Source organism: Streptomyces sp. NPDC056883, from assembly GCF_042788835.1.
Taxonomy (GTDB): Bacteria; Actinomycetota; Actinomycetes; order Streptomycetales; family Streptomycetaceae; genus Streptomyces; species Streptomyces stoeckheimensis.
Map to the genome: position 1 here is coordinate 225,342 of NZ_JBHUBS010000005.1, position 16,242 is coordinate 241,583.

Annotated in this window: 20 protein-coding genes; 18 read left to right on the forward strand and 2 right to left on the reverse strand. The window is 72.7% G+C overall.

Annotated features, from left to right (window positions below; translation table 11 throughout):
* The first annotated feature begins 155 nt into the window (after window positions 1–155).
* Genes ACFRU2_RS15685 through ACFRU2_RS15695 form a run of 3 tightly spaced genes read left to right on the forward strand, consistent with a single transcriptional unit; the run spans window position 156 to window position 1,389 of the window.
* Window positions 156–425, forward strand: a complete 270-nt coding sequence (locus ACFRU2_RS15685) for a WhiB family transcriptional regulator (RefSeq protein ID WP_250754687.1) — start codon at window positions 156–158, stop codon at window positions 423–425.
* Window positions 422–1,177: a hypothetical protein gene (locus ACFRU2_RS15690; protein ID WP_382972191.1), complete on the forward strand. Its 756-nt coding sequence runs from the start codon at window positions 422–424 to the stop codon at window positions 1,175–1,177. The genes ACFRU2_RS15685 and ACFRU2_RS15690 overlap by 4 nt, the downstream gene beginning before the upstream one ends.
* Window positions 1,174–1,389, forward strand: a complete 216-nt coding sequence (locus ACFRU2_RS15695; RefSeq protein WP_382972193.1) for a hypothetical protein — start codon at window positions 1,174–1,176, stop codon at window positions 1,387–1,389. The genes ACFRU2_RS15690 and ACFRU2_RS15695 overlap by 4 nt, the downstream gene beginning before the upstream one ends.
* An 80-nt stretch (window positions 1,390–1,469) precedes the next feature.
* Here ACFRU2_RS15695 and ACFRU2_RS15700 read toward each other — a convergent pair whose 3' ends face one another.
* Window positions 1,470–2,087, reverse strand: coding sequence for an ankyrin repeat domain-containing protein (locus ACFRU2_RS15700; protein ID WP_382972195.1), 618 nt, complete (start codon window positions 2,085–2,087; stop codon window positions 1,470–1,472).
* 261 nt (window positions 2,088–2,348) lie between these two features.
* Here ACFRU2_RS15700 and ACFRU2_RS15705 point away from each other — a divergent pair, with 261 nt between their 5' ends.
* The 4 genes from ACFRU2_RS15705 to ACFRU2_RS15720 all read left to right on the forward strand — a co-directional run bounded on the left by ACFRU2_RS15705 (window position 2,349) and on the right by ACFRU2_RS15720 (window position 4,349).
* Entirely contained in the window at window positions 2,349–2,756 is a 408-nt protein-coding gene (locus ACFRU2_RS15705; RefSeq protein WP_266955902.1) for a hypothetical protein, read from the forward strand.
* Between the two features lie 140 nt (window positions 2,757–2,896).
* Window positions 2,897–3,499 carry a phage tail protein gene (locus ACFRU2_RS15710; RefSeq protein WP_250754696.1) on the forward strand — a complete coding sequence of 201 codons (603 nt, stop codon included), beginning with the start codon at window positions 2,897–2,899 and terminating at the stop codon, window positions 3,497–3,499.
* 95 nt (window positions 3,500–3,594) lie between these two features.
* The gene (locus ACFRU2_RS15715) at window positions 3,595–3,885 is read left to right on the forward strand and encodes a hypothetical protein (RefSeq protein ID WP_382972197.1); all 291 of its coding nucleotides are present in this window, start codon (window positions 3,595–3,597) and stop codon (window positions 3,883–3,885) included.
* Between the two features lie 47 nt (window positions 3,886–3,932).
* Window positions 3,933–4,349 carry a hypothetical protein gene (locus tag ACFRU2_RS15720; RefSeq protein ID WP_382972564.1) on the forward strand — a complete coding sequence of 139 codons (417 nt, stop codon included), beginning with the start codon at window positions 3,933–3,935 and terminating at the stop codon, window positions 4,347–4,349.
* A 21-nt stretch (window positions 4,350–4,370) separates the two neighbouring features.
* Here the strand turns inward: ACFRU2_RS15720 and ACFRU2_RS15725 are convergent, their stop codons facing one another.
* Window positions 4,371–5,285, reverse strand: a complete 915-nt coding sequence (locus ACFRU2_RS15725) for a hypothetical protein (RefSeq protein WP_382972199.1) — start codon at window positions 5,283–5,285, stop codon at window positions 4,371–4,373.
* Between the two features lie 303 nt (window positions 5,286–5,588).
* Here ACFRU2_RS15725 and ACFRU2_RS15730 point away from each other — a divergent pair, with 303 nt between their 5' ends.
* From ACFRU2_RS15730 to ACFRU2_RS15780, 11 genes are all read left to right on the forward strand, one after another.
* Complete coding sequence (locus tag ACFRU2_RS15730) at window positions 5,589–5,798, forward strand: hypothetical protein (RefSeq protein WP_382972201.1); 210 nt, start codon at window positions 5,589–5,591, stop codon at window positions 5,796–5,798.
* 85 nt (window positions 5,799–5,883) lie between these two features.
* Window positions 5,884–6,840: a hypothetical protein gene (locus tag ACFRU2_RS15735; RefSeq protein ID WP_382972203.1), complete on the forward strand. Its 957-nt coding sequence runs from the start codon at window positions 5,884–5,886 to the stop codon at window positions 6,838–6,840.
* Window positions 6,841–6,866: 26 nt separating this feature from the next.
* Window positions 6,867–8,060, forward strand: a complete 1,194-nt coding sequence (locus ACFRU2_RS15740) for a phage tail protein (protein WP_382972205.1) — start codon at window positions 6,867–6,869, stop codon at window positions 8,058–8,060.
* Entirely contained in the window at window positions 8,057–9,337 is a 1,281-nt protein-coding gene (locus tag ACFRU2_RS15745; RefSeq protein WP_382972207.1) for a tape-measure protein, read from the forward strand. Before ACFRU2_RS15740 ends, ACFRU2_RS15745 begins: the two co-directional genes overlap by 4 nt.
* Before the next feature lie 94 nt (window positions 9,338–9,431).
* Window positions 9,432–10,340, forward strand: coding sequence for a phage distal tail protein (locus tag ACFRU2_RS15750; protein ID WP_382972209.1), 909 nt, complete (start codon window positions 9,432–9,434; stop codon window positions 10,338–10,340).
* 130 nt (window positions 10,341–10,470) lie between these two features.
* Window positions 10,471–11,655, forward strand: a complete 1,185-nt coding sequence (locus ACFRU2_RS15755) for a hypothetical protein (RefSeq protein ID WP_382972211.1) — start codon at window positions 10,471–10,473, stop codon at window positions 11,653–11,655.
* An 82-nt stretch (window positions 11,656–11,737) separates the two neighbouring features.
* The gene (locus ACFRU2_RS15760; protein WP_382972213.1) at window positions 11,738–12,829 is read left to right on the forward strand and encodes a hypothetical protein; all 1,092 of its coding nucleotides are present in this window, start codon (window positions 11,738–11,740) and stop codon (window positions 12,827–12,829) included.
* A complete protein-coding gene (locus ACFRU2_RS15765) occupies window positions 12,826–13,929 on the forward strand; it encodes a hypothetical protein (RefSeq protein ID WP_382972215.1) in 1,104 nt (367 codons plus the stop codon). Before ACFRU2_RS15760 ends, ACFRU2_RS15765 begins: the two co-directional genes overlap by 4 nt.
* A complete protein-coding gene (locus tag ACFRU2_RS15770; protein ID WP_382972217.1) occupies window positions 13,929–14,642 on the forward strand; it encodes a hypothetical protein in 714 nt (237 codons plus the stop codon). The genes ACFRU2_RS15765 and ACFRU2_RS15770 overlap by 1 nt, the downstream gene beginning before the upstream one ends.
* Before the next feature lie 14 nt (window positions 14,643–14,656).
* Window positions 14,657–15,037: an ATP-binding protein gene (locus ACFRU2_RS15775; RefSeq protein ID WP_382972219.1), complete on the forward strand. Its 381-nt coding sequence runs from the start codon at window positions 14,657–14,659 to the stop codon at window positions 15,035–15,037.
* 287 nt (window positions 15,038–15,324) lie between these two features.
* Window positions 15,325–16,218 carry a peptidoglycan-binding protein gene (locus tag ACFRU2_RS15780; protein WP_382972221.1) on the forward strand — a complete coding sequence of 298 codons (894 nt, stop codon included), beginning with the start codon at window positions 15,325–15,327 and terminating at the stop codon, window positions 16,216–16,218.
* Window positions 16,219–16,242: the final 24 nt, after the last annotated feature.

The window sequence follows — 16,242 nt, forward strand, 5'->3', positions numbered from 1 at the left end:
CCTCACAAGATTCTTAATTGCGCGCTCGCGCGCAACGTGTCAGAGTGGCGGCCAGGCCCCACCTGCCACACCGATCAACGTCTTCTCCCGCGGTCACGGCAGGCGCCGAGCACCCGCGCCCCGTCACCGCCCAGCTCCTCAGTCATGGAGTCGCCATGCCCTTCCGCTCCCCGCCGCCCCGCCCCCACGCAGTCCCGTGGCAGTCCGCCGCCGCCTGCGCCGCCCTCTCCCCGGCCGTGGTCTTCGCCCGCCGGGCCAAGGACGCCGCGCCCGCGCTGCGTGCCTGCGCCGTATGTACGGTCCACACCGAGTGCGAGGAGGCCGTCGCCCCGGCCGAGAGCCGGTTCGACGGGGTCTGCGGCGGCCGGCTGTGGCGCAACGGCATTCCCTCCGCCGTCCCCCAGCTCTCCGGGAGCCCCTCGTGACCGCCCGCGCCGCCGATGACAGCGCCCTCTGGATCGCCGCACTGATCCGCCAGTTCCCGGAGCTCGCCCGGGAGCTGGCGCCCGGCCGCTCCGGCCCCCTCGCCCCGCACGCCTCGTACGGCTCGTACGGCTCGTACGGCTCGTACGGCGAGCGGCCCCCGGCGGCGTCGCGGCCGGCGGCCGAGGCACGGATGCGCGAGGAGAAGCGGGAGGCCCTCCTGCTCCAGCAGCGCCACGGGCTGGCCGTGCCCGGGTACGGCGCCGCCCCCATCCGCCTGCACGTCTCCGACACGATCCGGGACATCACCGACGGCGTGATCGAACTGGAGGAGGCGGCCTGCGCCCGGCTGGGCGTCCCCCGCCCGCGCGCCGCCGGCGTACCGGTGCGGCTGCGCCGCATCGCCGCGCTGCTGGAGCAGATCGGGGCGCACCCCGTGCTGGCCCGGCACGTACGGGACGAGCTGCGCCGGATGGCCCGCCGCTGCGCCCGCGCCCTCGGGGACACCGAACAGGTGGTCCGGGTGTCCGGCCGGTGCCCTTGGTGCGACTCCGTGTCCTTGCGCGCCTTCCCCGACCGGCGGGCGGTGCTGTGCGTGAACCCGGCCTGCCGCTGCACCGACGAGGAGTGCGGCTGCCACGACGACCCCGCTTACCGCCACCTGTGGCCCGAGGGCGAGTGGGCCCCGCTGGCCGCCGCCGCGGGGTGCCGTACGGACGAACTCGACGCCGCGATGGAAGGTACCGCCCCGTGACCCCTGCACCCTCCTCTTCCCGTGTCCCTCTGCTCCCCGCACTGGTCCCCGGTCCGCTGGCCGCCCGGGAGGCGGGAGTCGCCCCGGCCACGATCCGCAAGTGGGTCCAGCTCGGGCGGCTCGCGGCGGCGGGGCGGGTCGGGCGGGCGCAGCTGTTCCGGCTGGAGGACGTGTTCGCCGCCGAGCGGGCCGCCAGCCGCCGGCCCGCCTGACCGCCTGACCTGCCCGTTCCACCCGCGCGCCGGTGCCCGGCCTCCATCACGGAGGCCGGGCACCGGCGCTTTCGCGTGCGTCAGGCCTTGGGCCACTCGGGGTAGAGGGCGGCGTGCATGACGCTGAAGAGGGGCCTGTACACCGCCTCGTCCTCGGGCGACTGCTTCGCGCGCCGGTACGCCGCGCTCAGCGCGTACTCCGTCGGCTTCGCGCCGCGGCGCAGCAGCCAGCGCGCCATCCGCCACTTCCCGCCCACGACCGCGAGCTCCAGCGCCGTGCGGCCCCGCATCAGGACGTCGATGTCATGGCCGCGGTCGAGGAACTGGACCACGAGGTGCGGGTAGCCCTCGTCCCCGCTGGCCGCCGCCACCGGCATCGGCACCAGGCCGTGCTGGCCCTGGGGGCCCACGGGGGCACCGGCGTCGAGGAGGATCCCGACCACCTCGGCGTCGGGGTACATCGCCGCCAGGAGCATCGGCGTCAGCTCCTCGTACTCACCCGCCTCTCCGCCCGGATCCGCCCCCGCGGCGAGGAGCAGCCGGACGGCCTCCGCCCGCCCCTCGCGCACCGCGAGCTCCAGAGGGGTGCGCCGGTCCGTGTTCCGGGCGTCCGCCTCGGCGCCCCCGGCGAGGAGTCGTGCCACGGTGGCCGCGTCGCCGTCCTGCGCCGCCTTCGCCAGCTGATCCGGTATGTCCATGCCCACATGATCACCGGCCCTGCCTGTTTCCGGGCCGATCCCGCACGGATCTCGCGCGGATCCCGCACGGAGGTCAGGCGGATTCCCGGTTTAGTTGCGCGCGCGCACGCACCATGTCACAGTTGGCGCAGCGGCAGAGCTGCGCCCGACGGGAACGCCGGGAAGACAGCCACCGCTCCGCGTCGGGCGGTGTCCGCCCCCGCCCCCATCCGGGCACCGCCCGACAGCCCCTTTCCACCCATCAGCCCGAGGTGAATCGTCGTGACCACTCCCCCGAGTGCCTTCCCCGACGTCGAGGCCCTGGTCGTCGACGTCCTCCAAGCTGATCCGGCCCTGTCCACCGCCGTCGTCGCCGTCAGCCCGCCCGCCGGATTCGACGGCACCCAGCGGGCCGTCATGGTCAACCGGCGCGGCGGCGCCTGGACCGGCGACCTGCACGTGGACATGCCGCTGATCGAGTTCGAGGTGTACGGGCCCACCAAGGCCGCCGCGCACACGCTGGCCAACGCCGCCCGGCGGGCCCTGCTCGCCGCGCTCGGCAAGACGTACGGCTCGAACACCTTCACCGACGTCGTCGAGCACGACGGACCGCGCTGGCTCCCGGACTACCTCTACCGGGGCGCCAACCGCTACGTCTGCGTCATCGAGGTGTCCCTCAGCGTCTTCTGACGCGCCCGCCGGCGGGCGCGCTCCCGCGCCCCGGCCCCACAGACCAAGGCCCTGCCGTCCGGCGGGGCCTTCGCCGTACCCGGCCCCGGAGAGATCCGGGGTCCGGAGCGGCAGCCCCCTATATAAGGAGAAGCATCACCATGGCAGGAAACTCGTCCGAGATCCGCGTAGCCGGCAACGGTCGCCTCTTCGTCGCCGCTGCCGGCACGGCGCTGCCGACGGCCTTCACCGGCAAGCCGGACATCGACTGGGGCGCCAGCTGGAAGGACCTCGGCTTCACCACCGCCGACGGCGTCACCTTCTCCAAGAAGGACAAGCTGGAGCCGGTCGACTCGTGGCAGGCCGTCAGCCCGGTCCACTTCACGTACTCCGACCGGGACCTGAGCATCAAGTTCTCGATGCTCCAGTTCAACGAGCTGACGCTGCCGTTCTTCATGGGCGGCGGCGCGGTGGCCGACGAGGCGACCCCGTCCAACGGCATCTACCGCTACGACATCGCGGACTCCCCGAAGTCGGACGCCCGCGCCCTCGGCCTGGAGTTCACCGACACCAAGGCCTCCGACGGCTCGGTCGTGACCTACCGCTTCTACATCCCGCGCGGCCAGGTCACCGCCTCCGACGACATCAAGCTGGCCCGCAAGTCGGCTTCCACGCTGGGCATCACCTTCACCGCCCTCACCACGGGTGACGACAAGCCGCTGGCGAGCTTCGTCATGAAGGACAGCGCGTACTCGCTCGTCTGACCGGCCGGCAGGCCCTGACGGGGGCGGGGCGGCCGCCGGGCCTCCCCGCCCCCACCCCTCACGACTTCCCTTCACCCAGAGGAGAACCCATCACCATGGCAGGCTTCGACGTCAACGCGGCCCGCGCCCAGCGCCAGGAGGCCCTCGGCCGCACCTGGTCCTTCCAGCTGGACGACGAGACGTACACCCTTCCCACCGAGCTCAGCCGGGCCGCGGCCAAGGGGCTGCGCAAGCTCGACGACAACGACGTGGACGGTCTGCTCCGGCTCCTTCTGGGCGACCGGCAGTTCACCCGCTTCGAGCAGCACGACATCACCATGCAGGACATCGCCGCGATCCTCGAGGCCTACGGCAAGGAGACGGGGCTCGGCCTGGGGGAAGGCTGAGCCTCGTCGAGTTCGTCGACGAACACGCCGAGGCCCTCGAAGCGGACCTGCTCCGCTACTACGGCAAGGACCTCCTGGACTGGCACCGGGGAGAACTCTCCTCCCGCCGGCTCCAGGTCCTGCTCAAGCACCTGCCGCGGGACAGCTCCGTCAACCGGGAGCTGTTCGGCGAAGCCGCCGACTGGTCGGTGACTGACCACCTGCTGGCGGCCACCGTGGACCACCTGGCGGCCGCCAACTGGATGTTCGCCTGCGTCAACGCGGCGGAGGACGGGGACGCCCCCGATGCTCCGGAGCCGGTGCCGCGGCCGGACGGCAAGCCGTACGCCGGCCCGGACGAGGAGCCGGAGCCGGCGGACGGCCCCGGCGGACCGGGGGAACCCGGACCGCCGAACCGGACGGGGGACACCGCGTCCGGGAGCATCGGGCTCAGCCCGGAGCGGCTCGTCGGCTTCTTCGGCTGACGGCGTGCCCCTGCCGGGCGGCTACTCCGGAGACGGTTCGCCCGAGCGGCGGCCGTCACCGGCGGGCTCGGGACGGCTGCTGCCGCCCCGTGCCTCCAGCTCCTGCGCCAGGGCCCGCGCCTTCTGCGCGAGGCTCCGCCGGCCGTCCGCCTCCGCCCGCTCCGGCCCGTCCGCCGGGGATTCGGCGGACGGCGCCTGCGCGCGGGGCTGTACGGGAACCGTCCTCAGCGGCGGCACGATGGGCCGGCCCCGGCGACGTACGACCTTCCGGCCGGCCGGGGCGGCGCGCTTGTCCCGCGCCTCCTGTGCGGAGGGCAGCGTGCCGGACCCCGGCTGCTCGTGCGCGCGGGGTTCCTCGGCGGCGGGTTCCTCCGCGGCGGCCTGCTCGTGGTCCGCGTCGGGCTGCCGGTCACCGATCTGATGGTCACCGATCTGATGGTCACCGGTGTCCTGGTCACCGGCCTGCCGGTCATCGGGCTGCCGGCCGACGCCGACGGGCTGCCGCGCCCTGCGGATGCGTTCCTCGGCCTCGGTGACCAGCGCGGGCGGGTCGAGGAGCAGCGCGAAGGGCAGCCGGATCACTTCGGCCCCGTCCGTACCGACGCCCGCGCCCGTGCCCGTGTTCGTACCCCGCCGGGCGGTCGGGCCGCCGCGTCCGGCCTCGCCGCCGGCGGCATAGGCCTCGACGACGCGCTTCTCGTACTCGCGCCGGATGCGGGGCAGGTCCTCGGCCATCGCCTCGGCCCAGCCGGCCGTGAACGCGGCCGTCTCTCGACGGTCGAGCTCGGACCGGGGTATCACGACGAGGTCCTCCGGCGCATGGCCCTCCGCGTGAACGAGCTCGGAGAGCCGGGCGAACAGATGGGGCAGGTCGTGAGGCACTTCGAGCCAGTCGATCCCCTGCTCCGGCCCTCGGCCGTTTGCGTCCCTATCCATCTGTAAGCAACTGCCTTCCCGCCCCCGGGGTCCCCCATCGCCCCCGCCGGCACCGCTTCTGGGGGCCCGGGGAACCAGTCTGCCAGCGTACCGGGTGTCCGAAACGGTCATGATCGGATGCGGATCCGCCCTGGGCGGACAGTCCCGATCCGGCCGTCCGGCTTACCAGCTCGACAAACATCGAACGAATGTTCCAAACTCTTGTTCGTACACTCGTTCGAGAACCGTTTCATCTCGTGATGCCCCTGCCCTGACTCGCGGCGCCATCACACGCAAGGGCCAGCAACCGGAAGGCAGGCGTCCATGACCCAGCAGGCCGAGGGATCACGACCGCAGATCACGCTCCACGACTTCCTCAGCCGGCTCCTGGACAGACCCACTCCCGTCGACAAGCTCGGCCAGCTCGACAAGAAGGCCCTGCTCGCCACGCTGCACGCCGAGATCACCAGCCGCGAGACGCGCGCGTACACGGCGGGCTGGAACGACGCCGTGTCGGAGTTGCGCCGCGCCTAGCCCTTCGTACGCCCCAGCCCCTGCCGCGCTTCTCCGGCAGGGGCTTTTCGGTGTCGGTCGTTACCGGTCAGAAGCGGAGAAACCCATGGCAGAACCCACACAGGCAGAGGTGCCCGCCCTCCTCCTGGAACTGAAGAACTACGTGATGGGCGGGCCCGTCACCAACCTCGTCGAGAGGATCCCCTCCTCTTCCTGGATCGCCACGGAGGGGTTCCTGGCATCGGCCCTCAAGAAGATCGACGACATCCACCAGGAAGTCGTCAACCCGGTGAAGGTCGAACTGCTGCAGCAAGCACGCATGGATACCCTCGCCGCCGCGGTCAAGAAGGTGACCGAGGGCAACCCGCTGGCCTGGGCGTACTTCGCATCGGCCGTCATCGGAATCGCCGTCCCCCTGGTCGCCGCCGCCCTCCTGCTCAAGATGGGCGGTTGGGTGGGCACCCTCACGACCAAGCTCTTGAACGCGGTCCAGGACAAATACCGCTCCGTGCGCGGGCTACCCGCGATCGACCGGAACGCCGGCAACGCCCTGAACGGTCCGACCCCGGAACAGGTGGAGGCGCTGCGTCTGGCGCTGGAGGAGGCGACCCCGTCCATCGCGGCCTTCAACGAACAGGTCAAGAAGCTCCCCCTGGCCAAGGAGCTGACCGCCCGGGCGAAGGCCGTGGAAAGGCTCAGCAAGGCCGCGCAGGGACAGAACGACACCAAGGTCACGAGCGCCGCCACCGCCATCCGCGCCCTCAAGACGGCCCTCAAGAACTTCAACCAGGCCAATATGCCCCGGGACCACGCGGAGCTGGGGAAGACCGCGACCGCCGTCGGAAGGCTCGCCACCGCACTCGGCCGACTGAGTAACGAAGGAGTGGAAGCGACCGCCACCGCCATCGGGCACCTCAAGACGGCGTTCCACAACTTCACCCCCACCACCGTGCGGGACACCGCGTCGGCCACCAGGACGCTCGGCGCCGAGACCCGCACCCTCACCAACCGGTTCGCCGATCTCCGCGCCGAGGCCGGCCGGCTCGCCAACGTCGTCGGCTGACCCACCCCCCAGAAAGGAGGTGAGCCATGAGTCTCGTCAGCTCCATGAAGAAGGCCTCGGACTCCCTGCGGAACCTCAAGACGCAGGCATCCGGCGCCGCCGCCCCCGTCAAGCGCGTCGGTGACGCCGGGAACAAGGCGTCCGGACAGCTCAAGACGCTCCGGACATCCGCCCAGGGCTCCACCGGCCAGCTCAAGAACCTCAAGACCGCCGCCGACCAGGCCGAACGCTCCCTGTCCAAGGCCGGCCAGACCGGCCAGCGCAGCGGGACGCAGCTGGGGAAGTTCAAGACCGGCGCCGACCGCGCCGCCTCGGGCCAGGACAAGCTCAACAAGTCCATGAAGGGCAACTTCCTCGCCCGCCTGCTCGACCTGTTCATGCCGCTCATCGAGAAGATCGTCGAGATGGCGATGCGCTCGAAGACCATGCAGACGGTCCTGCGCACGGCGTTCACCGCCATCCGCACCGTGATCTCCGCGGTGATGAAGGCCATCGGCCCGATCATCAAGAGCGCCGGCAACCTGATCAAGTCGGTGTGGAACAGCGTCAAGAACGCCGTCATGCCGATCCTGAAGGCCATCGGCAGCGCCGTGAAGTCCGCCTTCAACGGCATCAAGTCGGCCATCAGCACCGTGATGAGCGCCGTCCGCTCGGTCATCAGCAGCGTGTGGAACGGCATCAAGGCCGTCATCATGCCGGTGATCAACTGGATCAAGTCGGCCGTCCCGAACGCCTTCAACGCCGTCAAGGACCGGATGTCCAGCGCGTGGAACGGCCTCAAGGGCATCGCCTCCGGCGCCTTCGGCGCCATCGTCGGCGCGGTGAAATCCCCGATCAACTCCGTCATCGGCCTGATCAACTCGATGATCGGCCGGATCAACCAGATCCGGGTCAGCGTCCCCGGCTGGGTCCCCTTCGTCGGCGGCAAGAGCTTCGGCGTCAGCCTGCCCACGATCCCGATGCTCGCCGCCGGCGGTGTCGTCATGCCGCGCAGCGGCGGTGTCCCGGCGATCATCGCCGAGGCCGGTGAGGCCGAAGCCGTCCTGCCGCTGTCCAAGCTCGACCGCCTGCTGGCCCGTACGGCCGCCCGCGCCCGGATGACGGCCACCGCCGCCGGCAACGGCTCGGCGCTCCACATCGAGAACTACTACGCCCACCAGTCGAGCGACCCGCAGCGCACCGCCGACGCGCTGATGTACCTGGCCAAGGCGCGCGGATGAGCGGGGCCGCCGCACTGAACCCCCTGGGCGGCCTCACCAAGTCGCTCGGCGGCCCCACCGGCCAGGCGAGGCGCGCAGGGCAGGCGGCGCGCCAGGTCAGCTCCTCGCTCAAACAGGTCGCCTCCGCCGCCCGCGAGGCCGCGACCGACACGGCCCGGCTCGGGCCGGCGGCCGACCAGGCGGCCAAGGTGCTGTCCGGGCTGAAGACCCAGGCGGGCACGGCGGCCCGGTCCGCGGCCGCCATCAGCCGGTCCGCCACCACGGCGTCCACCGGCGTCAAGCGCACCGGAAGCGCGGCCACCGGGCCCCGCTCCGCTCTGCTCAAGCTCGGCAAGGGCTCCGGCCCGGTCACGGCACTGCTCGGCCGCCTGCTCGACCTGAGCGGGATCGTCGGCACGCTGATGGGCGCCTTCGGCATCGCCATGACCGTCGGCTCCGTCGTCATGACCGGGATCAACGTGGCCATGCGCGCCAACCCGATCGGCTTCCTCATCGGGATCCTGGTCCCGGTGGCGGCCTGGCTCATCGAGCTCGCGCTGAACTCCGAGACCGGGCAGCGGCTCACGGAGCAGCTCTTCACGTACGTCGGGAAGGTGTTCGAGGAGCAGCTGAAGTTCCTCCTCCCGGTGCTGAAGATCATCGGAGAGGTGGTCGGCACCTACTTCCAGGGGTACCTCGCGGTCGTCTCCGGCGTCCTCGGCCTGCTGCGCGGCGACGTGAGCGGCCTCTCCCGCGTCGGCAGCTCGGTCGGCTCGGCCACCCGCGCCCTGCGCTCCATCGCCTCCGGCGCCTTCAACGCGATCATGGCCCCGATCCGCCCCGTGATCACCTTCCTGACCAGCGGTCTCCCCGGCGCCTTCGGCCGCGTGAGCGGCTCCCTCTCGGGCTCGCTCGGCGGCATCGGCCGCATGGTGACCACCGGGCTCCAGGCCGTACTGGCCGTGGTCACGGGCCCCTTCAACGGCATGATCGCCTTCGCCAACTGGATCATCGACGGCCTCGAGGACCTCAGCTTCTCGATCCTCGGCAAGAAGTTCGGGGTCGATCTCGACAAGATCCCGATGCTCGCGGAGGGCGGCGTCGTCTGGCCGACGTCCATGGGCCAGGCCCCGCGCATCAACCCCGTGTCGGACCTCGACCACCGCCGCGTCCCGCCCGTCGACCCGCGCGCCCCGGGCCCGGCGCCGTACCGCGTCGAGGAGTTCCGGGAGGAGGCGGGCGCCGGCCCCCGGGCCGTCGCCGAGGACCTGCTGTTCCTCGCCGGCGCCCACGCATGACCGGTACGGAGCCTGCGCCCCCGCGCACGCCTCGTAGCGAGGCCGCCCCCGTACGCCCCCACCGCCCCCACCCGAGATGAGGTGACGGCCCGCCATGGCCGAGACCACGCACCCGTACACCGCCGATCTCGCACCCGGCTCACTCATCACCCAGGACGGGCAGATGCAGTGGGCCGGGATGCTTTTCGGCCCCGGCACCCCCTACACCATCGAGAAGTCGGGGCTCAGCGGCTGGGAGGACCTGCCCGAGTTCGACAGTTCCGACGCCGAACGCCCCACCGGCCACGGCGCCTGGCCCGGCGCCCGCTACGCCAAGCCCCGCAAGATCGGCGGCACGCTGTGGATGGTCCCCGAGCAGGGTGCCTCCCTCGCCACCGTCCGGGCCCTGCGCCAGGCACTGACCCTCGGCGACCAGGAGCGCTGGCTCGCGGTCCGGCTGCACGGCGAAGTCCTGGCCGTACGGGCCCGCGTCGCCCAGCGGATCGTCCCGGCCGACCGGACGTACGCCACCCAGGGCGCGGCCAAGGCCTCCGTCCAGTGGCTGGCCACCGACCCGCGCCGGTACCTCGTCGACGAGCAGTCGGCGCTCGTGTTCGCACCGGAACCGGAGAGCGGCCTGACCTGGCCGCTGGTCTGGCCCCTGAAGTGGGGCACCGCCTCCAGGACGGGCGACGCCAGCGCCGACAACGACGGCTCCGCGCCCTCCCACCCGGTCATCACCTTCCGCGGCCCCTGCGGCACCCCCTCCGTGACGGAGCGGATCAGCCGCCGCCGGCTGCGGTACGCGATCGACCTGGCCGCCGGCGACGAGCTGGTCGTGGACACCGGCGCCGGCACGGTCACGCTCAACGGCAACGCCTCGCGGCGCCACACGGCCACCGCGGACAGCAGCCCGGAGGAGCTCTTCACCTTCGAACCGGGCCGCGCCGAGCTGTCCTTCCGCCCGGACACCGCCGCCCCCGGCGCCCTGATGTCCGTGCGCTGGCGCAACGCGGAGTGGTAGCGGGAACCCCCTGACTGCACCGGCTCTCCCGGCTCTGCCGGGCTCCCGGTTCGCCCGTTCCCCCACGCCCTCCCGCACCCGTCCCTCCCCCTGCTTCCTCGTCTTCCTTCCTCCCCGAACGGAGTTCCCCATGCCGCTCATCACCAGCTGGCTCTCCCCGACCGGCCAGACCCGCGAGAACACCCGGGTCAGCCAGATCGGCGCCACCACCCCGATCAACCCGCAGCAGGCCCGTTCGGGCATCCTGCCGGGCTCGTACGGCGGCGAGCACCGGGTCGCCGGGTTCTGGACCGACGGCACGTCCGCGATGACCCTCAACGTCAGCAACGGCCGGGCCGTCATCCAGGGCCTGCACTCCCAGGGCTACTACCAGGTGACCCTCGACGGCGGCGTCGCGCTCACCGTCGCCGACGGCGACGCCCAGTTCGCCCGCGTCGACCTGCTCGTCCTGCGCGTCTACGACGCCTCGTACGACACCTCCGGCAAGTCCGAGGCCGCCGTCGAGATCATCCGCGGCACCCCCTCCGCCACCCCGGTCGCCCCGGCCGCCCCGACCCTCTCCCTGCCCCTGTACGAGATCGCCGTCCCGGCCGGCGCCAGCGCGGGCAAGGGAGGCATCGTCTGGAACGGGGCCCTGAAGGACCTGCGCACCACGATCGTCGCGATCGGCGGCATCGTGCCCGCCTACGGCGAAACCGGCGCGGGCGCCTACCCGGGCCAGTACCAGGACGGCTACACCGCCCTGCAGCGCTGGGACGGCACCGCCTGGGTCCCGTACCCGGCGGCGATCGGCGGCATCGCTCCCAAGGGCGCCCTGTCCACGGCGAGCTACGTCGGCCAGTTCCGCGACACCCCGCAGCGGGTGCTCCAGCGGTGGAGCGGCAGCGCCTGGCTGCCGGCCGTCCCCCAGCCGAGCTTCGTGCAGAGCTGGGACGCCGGCAACACCACCTCCCTCACGTACACCGCCGCCCTGGCGGGCACGAGCGTCACCGCGCTGAGCACCACCTTCAACGCATCGCCGTCGGGCCAGGTCGCGCTGACCTTCGGCGCCCGGACCACGAACATCGGCAACAACAACGCCTACGGGTTCACCAGCGTGCGCGTGACCCAGGGCGCCACCGTCATCTGGGAACCGGACGACGAGCGCTCCGCCGTGCACCACGGCGACCGCGCCTCCTCGGTGTCGACCATGGTCCGGCTCCCCTCCCTCACCGTCGACGCCCCGTACACGGTGACCGTCATGCACCGCACGAGCATGGCGGGCGTGACGAGCTACTTCGACAGCATCTTCCTCCGCGTCGACCACCTCGCCTGAGCCCCGGCCTCCCCCCGCCCCACCCCGAAGCACCCCGTACCGAAGCACCCAGTACCGAAGCACCGCTCCGAAGGAGAAGTCCGTGAACGTGCGATCCGCCTGGCTCCCGGTCGTCGGCCAGACCCGGTCCGACACCCGTGTCACCTCGCTCGGCGCCCTCACACCCACCAGCCCGGTCGCCAGCCGGTCCGGCATCCTGCCGGGGTCGAGCGACGGCAAGACCCGGCTCTCCGGCTTCACCGTCGCCGGTACGACCGCCATGGGCGCCACCGTCTACCCGGGCCGGGGCATCATCCAGGGCACCGACAGCCAGGGCGCCTACCCCGTCGCCCTCACCCAGCCCGTGAACCTGACCTTCGTCGACGGCCACGCCCAGTACGGCCGGATCGACCTCGTCGTCGTGCGCGTACGGGACGACGAGTACGACGCCTCCGGCCTCACCGAGGCCAACGTCGAGATCGTCCGCGGCGTACCGGCGGCCAACCCGGCCGCCCCGGCGACCCCGCCGCTCTCCCTCCCCCTCTACACGGTCGCCGTTCCCGCCGGGACCAGCGCCGGCACCGGCGGCATCGCCTGGGCCACCGCCCTAGTGGGCCTGCGCACGGCCACCGTCGCCGTCGGCGGCATCCTCCCGGTCACCACCGACACCTCCCTCGGGGCCTACCCGGGCCAGTACCGCGACCTCGGCAACGGCCTCCAGCGCTGGGACGGCACCGCCTGGCTGCCGTACCCGCCCCAGCCCGCCTGGCAGGACTGGACCCCGGTGTGGACCACCGCCACCGGCGCCGCGCCGCCCGCCTTCGGGGACGCCCAGGTCAGCGGCCGGTGGATCCAGCAGGGCCCCACCGTCCACCTCAACTTCACCATCACCTTCGGCGCCGGCACCAACTTCGGCACCGCGCCCAACAGCGCCGACAACTGGCGCTTCACCCTGCCGGTGAAATCCGCCGCGCTCTCGCGCTGCATCGGCTTCGCCGAACTGCAGTCCACCACCCGGGAGCGCGCCGTCGCCCGGATGCGGCTGACCTCCACCTCCTTCTTCGAACTGGAACTGTCCAGCGGCATGCCCAGCGGGGACCCCGTCCTCGTCTCCGGCATCGCCGATTCCGTCACCCCGTGGACCTGGGCCGCCGGGCACACCATCGCGGGCGCAGCCACCTACGAGGCCAAATGAGCACCGACACCCCGTACCGCGCGATCTTCTGCGACGTACGGACCGACAGCACCATCGACATCCTCCCGCTGCGCGACGTCTCCATCGACGACTTCATCGGCAAGCCGGGCGCCCTGTCGGGCACCATCCCGGTCCCCGACTCCGCCCTCGCCGCCCGGGTCAGCCGCATCGAGGAGGGCCGTACGGCCGTCTACCTGGAGCGCGGCGGCGACCTGTGGTGGGGCGGGATCGTCTGGACGAGCACCCTGCAGAGCAGCGGGCGGGGCGTGATCAGCCTCAGCATCCAGGCGGCCACCTTCGACTCCTACGCGGGCCGCCGCCGCATCCGCCAGACCTTCGCCGCCACCACCCCCACCGACCAGCTCGAACTGGCCCGGGAGCTGTGGCGCCGGATGCAGTCCACCGTGGGCGGCGACATCGGCGTCACCTTCGGGACCGAAACCTCCGGCGTCCTGCGTACGGGGGCCTGGCGCGACGGGGACGAGACCCTGTACTCCGAGGCCGTCGAAGCCCTCGCCACCTCGGAGAACGGCTTCGAGCACCAGATCTCCGTCTTCCGCGACCCGGTCTCCGGAGCCCGCACCCGACTGCTGCGCCTGGGCAGCCCGCGCATCCACACGGGCTCCACCGACCTGGTCCTGGACCGGCCCGGCGCGATCCTCTCGTACACCTTCCCGCGCGACGCGACCCGCGGCGGCACCACCGCCCGGGCCCGCGGCGCCTCGGCCAACAGCAACCAGGCCGAGGAATCGCGGCCGGTGTACTCGGACGAGCTGGTCGCCGGTGACCTGATCGCCGGCGGCTGGCCCCGCATCGACCTGTCGTCCGACCACAACACCGTCAGCGACAAGGCCGTCCTCACAGGGCTGGCGGCCGGCGAACTCGCCCGGGCCCGCGGAGCGGTCGTCATCCCCGAGATCACGGTCCGCCTGGGCAGCGAGATACCGCCGGCCCTGCTGGGCCGGAGCGTCCGCATCCGGATCACCGACGAATGGCATCCGCAAGGCCTGGACGCCCGCTTCCGCATCATCGGCGTCAAGGTCAGCCCGCCGGAGCGGGGCCGTCCGGACACCGCCGAGCTCTATCTGGAGGAGGCCTGATGCCCCAACTGCCCGAGGACATCATCGACCGGCTGACCGCCATGGAACGCCGGATCCAGCAGCTGTCCACCGCCGTCAACACCCGCCCCGCGCTCGACACCGTCACCGGCGGCGCGCTGACGATCAAGGACGGCGGCTCGCTGTCCGTGGAGGAGCCGAACGGCACCCGGATCCTGGGCGTCGGCTTCTGGTCCGCCACCGAGTACGGCCTGGAGATCAAGCGGCAGAGCGGCAAGACCGCGCTGAGCATCCGCAACGCCGTCACCGGCACCTACGACCAGGCCGTCCGCGTGTTCGACGCGTACGGCCACGAGATCCTCTCGGACGACGTGGTCACCGGCGGCCTGGCCCGGCCCTGGCTCGCCATGCTGCCCCCGCAGGACCTCGCGACCGCCCGCTGGCCGCAGACCAACGCCACCGCCTGGACCACCGTCGCCCGCTCCTTCAACCCGCTGTGGCAGCCCCGTCTGCGGGTGTACTGCAGCACCGCCGCGGCGGCGGGCGTCACCGGGCAGGTACGGATCCTCGTGGACGGGGTCCCGTGGGGCGACCCGGTCACCACCGGCACGGTCTTCGACCGCACCGCCGCGGTCACCGACGACTTCAACGCCCGCTTCGGCAGCCTGGTCAAGGTGGAGATCCAGGCGATGGTCACCAGCGGCACCGGGCTCGTCTACGCCCAGCCGCTCATGATGTACGGCACCCAGAGCTGAGGAGACCCTCCCCCGTGAACATCGATCCGACCCAGCCCTGGGGCATCGCCCTCGACTACGCGGGCCGCGCCACGGTCACCGAGGCCGGCCACACCCTCCAGATCCGCGTCCACGACGCCGGCCTGGGCGACACCCTGGAACCGGACCCGGTCAGCGGCTACCCGGCGGTGTACGTCACCGCCCAGCTCACCGAGACGGGCGAGTTCGGCGCCCAGCTCCGCGGCACCGGCCAGACCGTCCTGAACCCCCCGCCGGAAGGCCCGGTCCTCCCCGACCAGTCGGCGATCCCCACCGCAGTGGCCACGGCCCTGACGGACTTCGCCTCCCGCGTCACGGCCTACGCCTCCCTCTGCACCACCTGGCTCCCCACCGAACCCAGCCCCGCGGGCGCTTGAGCCAACCCAACCCCGCCGACGCCTGAGCCAAGCCAGCCCCACCGGCGCTTGAGCCAACCCAGCCCCGCCGACGCCTGAGCCAATCCAGCCCCGCCGGCGTTTGAGGCGCGGGGTCCGGGGCGGAGCCCCGAGCCACCGGCCCGCACGGCCTCCCCGGCCCCGCCCCACCCTGGCCAGCCTCACCCCGGCCCGCCCCACCCTGGCCAGCCTCACCCCGCCCAGCCCCGCCCCACCCAGCCCCGAGCCACCCCCGGCCCGGGGCTTCCGCATGTCCGAAGGAGTCCGACATGGCCACCCCCCTCACCGCCGACACCCTCCTCGCCGCCCTCCGCTCCGAGGGGGTGACCGTCATAGAGCACCCCGGCTGGCGCACCCACAACCGCAATCACAAGGGCGCCTGGGGCCCGGTCAACGGCATCGTGATCCACCACACCGTCAGCACCGGCACCGCCGCCAGCGTCGCCCTCTGCCGCGACGGCTACGCCGAACTCCCCGGCCCCCTCTGCCACGGCGTGATCGACAAGGACGGCGGCGTCCACCTGATCGGCCACGGCCGCACCAACCACGCGGGCCTCGGCGACGGCGACGTCCTGGACGCCGTCGCGGCCGAGACCTCCCTCCCCGCCCCCCGCCGCAACGACACCGACGGCAACGCCCACTTCTACGGCTTCGAGTGCGTCAACCTCGGCGACGGCCGCGACCCGTGGCCCGCCGCCCAGCTCGATGCCATCGAGCGCGCCTCGGCCGCCCTGTGCCGGGCCCACGGCTGGAGCGCCCCGTCGGTCATCGGCCACAAGGAGTGGACCAACACCAAGGTCGACCCGCGCGGGTTCACCATGCAGGACCTGCGCGCCCGCATCGCCGCCCGCCTCGCCTCCGCCCCGGGCGGCCCGGGCGGCCACCCCACCCCGCCGGCCGGCGGCGACGGCGGCTACGAGCCCTTCCCCGGCGCCGCCTTCTTCACCGCCGCCCCCCGCTCCCCGATCGTCACCGCCATGGGCAAGCGCCTGGTCGCCGAGGGCTGCTCCGCCTACGCCCAGGGCCCGGGCCCCCAGTGGACGGAGGCCGACCGCCTCTCGTACGCGAAGTGGCAGCGCAAGCTCGGCTTCGCCGGCGCCGACGCCGACGGCTGGCCGGGCCGCACCTCCTGGAACGCCCTCAAGGTCCCGCACTCCGGCTGACGACCGGTCCCCCCACCCCCGCCC

What these genes read in the sequence shown, in the direction of transcription:
- ACFRU2_RS15685 (WP_250754687.1), top strand. Translation starts at nt 156, where the DNA reads ATGCCCTTCCGCTCCCCGCCGCCCCGCCCCCACGCAGTCCCGTGGCAG.
- ACFRU2_RS15700 (WP_382972195.1), bottom strand. Translation starts at nt 2,087, where the DNA reads ATGGACATACCGGATCAGCTGGCGAAGGCGGCGCAGGACGGCGACGCG.
- ACFRU2_RS15710 (WP_250754696.1), top strand. Translation starts at nt 2,897, where the DNA reads ATGGCAGGAAACTCGTCCGAGATCCGCGTAGCCGGCAACGGTCGCCTC.
- ACFRU2_RS15715 (WP_382972197.1), top strand. Translation starts at nt 3,595, where the DNA reads ATGGCAGGCTTCGACGTCAACGCGGCCCGCGCCCAGCGCCAGGAGGCC.
- ACFRU2_RS15725 (WP_382972199.1), bottom strand. Translation starts at nt 5,285, where the DNA reads ATGGATAGGGACGCAAACGGCCGAGGGCCGGAGCAGGGGATCGACTGG.
- ACFRU2_RS15730 (WP_382972201.1), top strand. Translation starts at nt 5,589, where the DNA reads ATGACCCAGCAGGCCGAGGGATCACGACCGCAGATCACGCTCCACGAC.
- ACFRU2_RS15735 (WP_382972203.1), top strand. Translation starts at nt 5,884, where the DNA reads ATGGCAGAACCCACACAGGCAGAGGTGCCCGCCCTCCTCCTGGAACTG.
- ACFRU2_RS15740 (WP_382972205.1), top strand. Translation starts at nt 6,867, where the DNA reads ATGAGTCTCGTCAGCTCCATGAAGAAGGCCTCGGACTCCCTGCGGAAC.
- ACFRU2_RS15745 (WP_382972207.1), top strand. Translation starts at nt 8,057, where the DNA reads ATGAGCGGGGCCGCCGCACTGAACCCCCTGGGCGGCCTCACCAAGTCG.
- ACFRU2_RS15750 (WP_382972209.1), top strand. Translation starts at nt 9,432, where the DNA reads ATGGCCGAGACCACGCACCCGTACACCGCCGATCTCGCACCCGGCTCA.
- ACFRU2_RS15755 (WP_382972211.1), top strand. Translation starts at nt 10,471, where the DNA reads ATGCCGCTCATCACCAGCTGGCTCTCCCCGACCGGCCAGACCCGCGAG.
- ACFRU2_RS15765 (WP_382972215.1), top strand. Translation starts at nt 12,826, where the DNA reads ATGAGCACCGACACCCCGTACCGCGCGATCTTCTGCGACGTACGGACC.
- ACFRU2_RS15770 (WP_382972217.1), top strand. Translation starts at nt 13,929, where the DNA reads ATGCCCCAACTGCCCGAGGACATCATCGACCGGCTGACCGCCATGGAA.
- ACFRU2_RS15780 (WP_382972221.1), top strand. Translation starts at nt 15,325, where the DNA reads ATGGCCACCCCCCTCACCGCCGACACCCTCCTCGCCGCCCTCCGCTCC.